This is a genomic window from Peribacillus sp. SIMBA_075 (genome assembly GCF_046534585.1).
In genome coordinates, this window is record NZ_JAWRYN010001187.1 from 1 (window position 1) to 250 (window position 250).

At 36.0% G+C, this 250-nt stretch carries 1 protein-coding gene; it reads right to left on the reverse strand.

The window, feature by feature from the left end; all coding sequences use genetic code 11:
• The coding region (locus SB775_RS32070) for an FAD-dependent oxidoreductase (protein ID WP_410865327.1) at positions 1–250 on the reverse strand (250 nt) is incomplete at both ends.

Genomic DNA, 250 nt, shown 5'->3' on the forward strand with positions numbered 1-250 from the left:
GGTCCTTTTTCTCCAATTCCGTGACTTGGATAATAGGCGTAACGAATTGGTAAATCCGTTATAATTCTGCCACCTAATTGTCCTTGTTCTTCCCAAAATCGACTTTTAAATTGAATTCCTATTTTTGTAGCTGGCATATAATGCAATTCGCGAATTGTTTTCCACTTCGCATGAGATATCGAATCAAATGGATCTACTTCTACAAATCGCATTGTTGAAAAAGGAATTGTAACAATAACTAAATCCCCTG